We start from the raw sequence: 5,488 nt of genomic DNA, 5'->3' as shown, positions 1-5,488 counted from the left end.
CCTATAACGTTAATGGGATTAGGGCAGCAAGTACCAAAAACTTTTTTGGCTGGCTTCAGGCTACAGATGCTGATATGGTCTGCCTGCAAGAAGTAAAAGCCTTGCCATTGCAGATTCCTGAAATTATTGCACTGATTGAGCAACTTGGCTACCATCATTATTGGTTCCCCGCTGAAAAAAAGGGATATAGCGGTGTGGCAATTCTGACCAGAATTAAACCGAATCATATCGAATTTGGCTGCGGTGAAGAATGGATAGATAAAGAGGGTAGAATTTTAAGGGCAGATTTTAACGATTTTTCTTTAATGAGTCTCTATATGCCATCTGGCTCAAGCGGAGATGAACGTCAGGTTAAAAAGTACGAATTTATGCGTTTTTTTGATGTATATATTGGAGAATTGCGTAAAGAGATACCAAATCTAATTGTAAGTGGCGATTATAATATCTGTCATACCTCCATCGATATTCACAACCCAAAATCAAACGCCAATTCATCGGGCTTTTTGCCAGAAGAACGGGAGTGGATGCAGCTATTTTTGGATAATGGTTTCATCGATACTTTTCGTCATTTTAATAAAGACCCGCACCATTATACCTGGTGGAGCTACCGTGCCGGTTCGAGAGGAAAGAATTTGGGTTGGCGGATCGATTACCATTTGGCTACCAGGCCTATGGAAAGCCGATTGAAAAATGTTAGAATCTTACCCGACGCAATACATTCAGATCATTGTCCGGTTCTTTTAGAGATCGATTAGGTATTTGGTTAACTGGTTAATTGTTTAAATCGGTTAACTGTAACCAAAACTCAATTAACCAATTTGCACAGTTTAAACAATTAACCTTAATCTAACCAAATGCTAATCACAAATATAAAAGGCCTGGTGGGCTTACATTCCAAAGATAAATTAGTGCTACGTGGCGGTGAATTAGATTCGTTACCAGTTCTTGAAAATGCCTGGCTTTTAATTGAAGATGATCTGATCAAGGATTTTGGAAAGATGGATTCAATCCCATCTCATATCTCAAATCTATCCTCCCATATCTCCGCAGAAGGCAGATATATTTTCCCTTCATGGTGCGATAGCCATACACACATTGTTTTTGCTGCTTCGCGCGAGGAAGAATTTGCAATGAAAATCCAAGGCAAAAGCTACGAAGAAATTGCCGCGGCGGGTGGTGGGATTCTAAATTCGGCTAATAAACTCCAAAAAGCTTCGGAAGATGAATTGTTTGAAAGTGCATCTGTGCGGTTAACGCAAATGATCCGTCTGGGAACCGGTGCCGTTGAAATTAAAAGCGGATATGGATTAACCACGGAGAGTGAAATCAAAATGCTCAGGGTGATCCGCAGGCTAAAAGATCAGTTCCCGATTCCTATAAAAGCAACTTTCTTAGCCGCTCATGCTTATCCGGCCGAATTTAAAAACAACCATCAGGGTTACATCGATTTAATTATTAATGAAATGCTGCCTCAAATAGCACAAGAAAAACTGGCCGACTATATTGATGTTTTTTGCGAAAAAGGGTTTTTCTCTGTCGAAGAAACCGATCAGGTATTAAAGGCAGGTACAAAATACGGACTAAAACCAAAAGTACATGCCAATCAACTTTCCGTTTCGGGGGCAATAGAGGTCTCTGTGCAAAATAGAGCCATTTCAGTTGATCACCTCGAAGAAAGTGATGAAGAAACGATCCGAACGTTAAGAAATGCTGATACCATTGTAACATTACTCCCTTCTTGTTCGTTTTACTTAGGTATTCCTTTTGCTGATGCCAAAAGCTTTATAAGAGCCGATTTGCCGGTTGCTTTGGCTACCGATTACAATCCAGGTTCAACACCTTCAGGAAATATGAATTTTGTGGTGTCACTTGCATGTATTAAAATGAAGATGTTTCCTGAACAGGCGATAAATGCTGCAACATTAAATGGTGCGGCAGCAATGGAGATGAGTGAAGATTATGGAAGCATTACCGTTGGTAAAAAAGCGAACCTGTTTATAACCAAGCCGATGCCTTCAATTGCCTATTTGCCATATAGTTTTGGTGAAACGCAAATAGAGACAGTTATTTTAAACGGTGAAATTTATAATGGATAACCTTAAAATATATTCGCAGGGCGACATCGACCGTTTAATCATCGCTCGTGATGGCGAAACCAAACTGGGCGAAAAAGTTGCTGTCTTATCCTCATGGGATGAACTGAAAGGGGCAAGTGCGAAATTTGTATTGTTGGGTATTCCAGAAGACATAGGTGTGCGTGCAAACTTAGGTATTGCAGGTGCAGCCTCTATGTGGCGACCAAGTTTGGTGGCTTTTTTAAATATCCAGAGCAACCGCTTTTTAAATGGCGAGGAGGTTTTGATTTTAGGCCATTTCGAAATCGATGAGCCCGAAGATCCTTCCATAACGGGTTTAAGAAACAAAGTTGCACAGATTGATGAGCTGGTTTATCCTGTAATTGAAAAAATAGTAGCTGCAGGCAAAATACCTATTGTAATTGGTGGTGGTCATAATAATGCCTACCCAATAATTAAGGGTACTTCTTTCGTACATAAAAGCCCAATAGCGGTTTTAAATGTGGATGCGCATGCTGATTTAAGAGAACTGGAAGGTCGGCACAGCGGGAACGGATTTTCTTATGCGTTGAAAGAAAACTACCTGAATAGTTATTTCATGTATGGCTTGCATCAAAACTATAATAATGAAGCTATTTTAAATCAAATAGATACGAACCCAAAGCTTAAGGCTGTGTTTTTTGACGATATTTTAACCGGGACTGACTTTACTGACCTGGTGAATGAAATAGGTTCAGTTGCGGGTTTGGAAATCGATTTGGACTGCGTTCAAAATGTACTTTCCAGTGCCGAAACACCATCTGGTTTTGCCGTTAACGATATTAGAAAACTCATTTTAACCAGTGTGAAGAAGTTTTCTTATCTACATATTTGTGAAGGCGCAGCGCGAATGTTGGATGGGAGGGTGAGTAAGTTAACGGCTAAACTGGTTGCTTATCTGGTGAGTGATTTTGTTAAGGGACATTAATCTAAGTGCGTCACCCTGAATTTATTTCAGGGTCTTTCTTGTTTTTTATTAATTGGGACTTACGCATTGGAAATAGATCCTGAAATAAATTCAGGATGACGACCTAAAAATGGAAAGCCCTACAAATGTTCGGCTTCGTATTTTTCTCCGGCCTGTAACATCAATTCAATCTGTTTCAGGTCTTCAGCGGTTAATTCCTCCTTTTCCTGTAACTCGAATACCGCAATCATATTGTCTTCGTATTGTTTTTCGGTTTTGATAACGATTTCCTGTGGCATGCTGGTAAGCTTAAAATTTTATAATTTCTGTTGGCGTAATGCAAAAATCCAACCTGATGTCGTGTTCATTTACATCATCGATTTTTTCAATAGCAGGGTACAAAGATAAGCCTATTTTTTGAGCATTTATATCCTGTAGAAAACGATCGTAAAAGCCCTTGCCATAACCCACCCGGTAACCTTGTTTATCGAAAGCTAAAAGTGGAATAAGAACAAGATCTACTTCGCCTTCATGCAGGTTTCCTTTTTGTGGTTCCAGGATGTTATAAAGGTTTTTCTTTAAATCGCCTACACCTAAATATTCGTGATTGGTCATTAAAGCAGTTTCAAAATCGGCTTTAGGTACAATGATTTTAATTTCTGGGTGATTTTTATTAAGCCATTCGATCAGTAAAAAAGTATTGGGCTCCTTTTTTTCTGTAATGGGCAAAAAGATGTGGAGGGTTTTAATTTGGCTAAAATCGAGCGATTTAAACTCATTTAAGAGGGCTTCGCATAGGCTTTCGTACTCTGTGTCGCTCAGCAATAATCTTTCTTTTAGCGCTTGCTTTCTGATTTCGGCTTTTAACATGGTATTCAAATTTATGTTTTTTATAACAAGCGAGCGAAGTGGGTTGTTTTTTACAGACCTGTAAGGTTTTTAAAACCTTGCAGGTCTAAATGTAGAAACCAAAAAGCCCCTGAAGAGTTCACTTCAGAGGCTTCCATGTATTTTGCTTAAAATTATTTTACACGCTCAACGTACTCGCCGGTACGGGTATCGATTTTAATTTTATCTCCTTGGTTTACAAACATCGGAACTTTCACCTCAACACCGTTTTCTAATGTTGCAGCTTTTAATGCGTTTGTAGACGTATCGCCTTTAACAGCTGGCTCCGAGTAGGTAATTTCGAATTCAGCAAAGTTTGGCAATTGAGCCATAATAGCTTCTTCACTTTCCATAGAAACGATGATGTTCATGCCTTCTTTTAAGAATTTAATAGCCGAACCGAATAGTGATTTTTCAACGTTAAACTGTTCGTAATTGTTGTTGTCCATTACTACCAGATAATCACCTTCTTCGTATAAATATTGATAATCATTGGTTTCAACGCGGCAGATTTCTACAGCCTCGTCGGTATTCATACGTGCTTCAACAATTCTGCCCGATTTAATGTTGCGGAATTTACCAGTGTAAAATGCTCCACCTTTTCCTGGTGTACGGTGATTCCATTCGTCAACAGTAACCAGCTCGTTGTTTATGCGAAGAATGTTACCTGTTTTAATTTCTGATGCTTTTGCCATATTGTGTTATCCTAAATTGGATTTATATTTCRGTTTTTCGTGACGGCAAAGGTAAAATTATTTTGATAAAAACCTATAAAGGTTTAAGGTATAAGGCTTAGGGTTTAAGGAAATTTAAACCTTCAACTATGCTATTTTACCCGCTCCATATATTCGCCGGTTTTGGTGTCAACTTTAACCTTATCTCCCTGGTTAATAAATAGAGGCACTCTAATTTCAGCACCGGTTTCTACGGTGGCATATTTTTGTGCACTGGTAGAGGTATCGCCTTTTACAGCGGGTTCAGAGTAGGTAATTTCTAACTCTACACTATTAGGGAGCTGTGCAACAATCGGTTCGTCACTTTCAAAAGCGATGGTTACATTCATGCCCTCCTTTAAAAACTTAATGGAGTTTCCGAAAAGCAACTTGGGGATATTGTATTGCTCAAAAGTGTTGTTGTCCATCACCACCAAATAATCGCCGTCTTCATAAAGATATTGATAGTCGTTGGTTTCTACACGGCAAATGGTCACCTCTTCATCGGTCCGGAAACGGTATTCTACAATTTTTCCGGTTTTTACGTTGCGCATGCGGGCCTGATAAAAAGCCCTTAAATTTCCTGGAGTGCGGTGAATATACTCTTCTACACTTACCAACTCTCCGTTAAAACGAAGCACATTTCCGCTTTTTACTTCTGATGCCTTTGCCATTTTATAATGAAATCTAGTTTTGTTAATTTTTGAGCACCAAAGTTAAAAAAAGGAATGATGATTTGGAAAGGAAAATCTGTGGATTATTGATTCAAAAGTCATTTGTTAGTTGGTCTGAAAGCATACGCGGATGATTTTTTTAGCGACGTTAATCCTTAAAAATCCCCGTATAAAAGAAATGCCTTTGGGAAC

The 5,488-nt window shown here is 38.9% G+C and carries 7 protein-coding genes; 3 read left to right on the top strand and 4 right to left on the bottom strand.

What is annotated here, in order from left to right:
- The 3 genes from AC1DND_RS17930 to AC1DND_RS17920 all read left to right on the top strand — a co-directional run.
- Positions 1 to 755 (top strand): exodeoxyribonuclease III (locus AC1DND_RS17930; protein WP_477583676.1); only part of this gene is annotated, 755 nt, incomplete at its 5' end.
- 99 nt (positions 756 to 854) lie between these two features.
- Entirely contained in the window at positions 855 to 2,096 is a 1,242-nt protein-coding gene (gene hutI, locus AC1DND_RS17925) for an imidazolonepropionase (RefSeq protein WP_477583674.1), read from the top strand.
- Entirely contained in the window at positions 2,089 to 3,042 is a 954-nt protein-coding gene (locus tag AC1DND_RS17920; protein ID WP_477583673.1) for a formimidoylglutamase, read from the top strand. The genes hutI and AC1DND_RS17920 overlap by 8 nt, the downstream gene beginning before the upstream one ends.
- Positions 3,043 to 3,161: 119 nt before the next feature.
- Here AC1DND_RS17920 and AC1DND_RS17915 read toward each other — a convergent pair whose 3' ends face one another.
- From AC1DND_RS17915 to efp (AC1DND_RS17900), 4 genes are all read right to left on the bottom strand, one after another.
- Complete coding sequence (locus tag AC1DND_RS17915) at positions 3,162 to 3,320, bottom strand: hypothetical protein (RefSeq protein WP_157257919.1); 159 nt, start codon at positions 3,318 to 3,320, stop codon at positions 3,162 to 3,164.
- Positions 3,321 to 3,330: 10 nt separating this feature from the next.
- Positions 3,331 to 3,891 carry a 5-formyltetrahydrofolate cyclo-ligase gene (locus AC1DND_RS17910; protein WP_477583671.1) on the bottom strand — a complete coding sequence of 187 codons (561 nt, stop codon included), beginning with the start codon at positions 3,889 to 3,891 and terminating at the stop codon, positions 3,331 to 3,333.
- A 152-nt stretch (positions 3,892 to 4,043) separates the two neighbouring features.
- Positions 4,044 to 4,604, bottom strand: coding sequence for an elongation factor P (efp, locus tag AC1DND_RS17905; RefSeq protein WP_029274299.1), 561 nt, complete (start codon positions 4,602 to 4,604; stop codon positions 4,044 to 4,046).
- A 131-nt stretch (positions 4,605 to 4,735) separates the two neighbouring features.
- The gene (gene efp / locus AC1DND_RS17900) at positions 4,736 to 5,296 is read right to left on the bottom strand and encodes an elongation factor P (RefSeq protein WP_055904075.1); all 561 of its coding nucleotides are present in this window, start codon (positions 5,294 to 5,296) and stop codon (positions 4,736 to 4,738) included.
- Positions 5,297 to 5,488 lie beyond the last annotated feature (192 nt).

The organism is Pedobacter sp. 01N416 (genome assembly GCF_056399685.1).
This window is presented reverse-complemented; position numbering and strand designations above follow the sequence as displayed.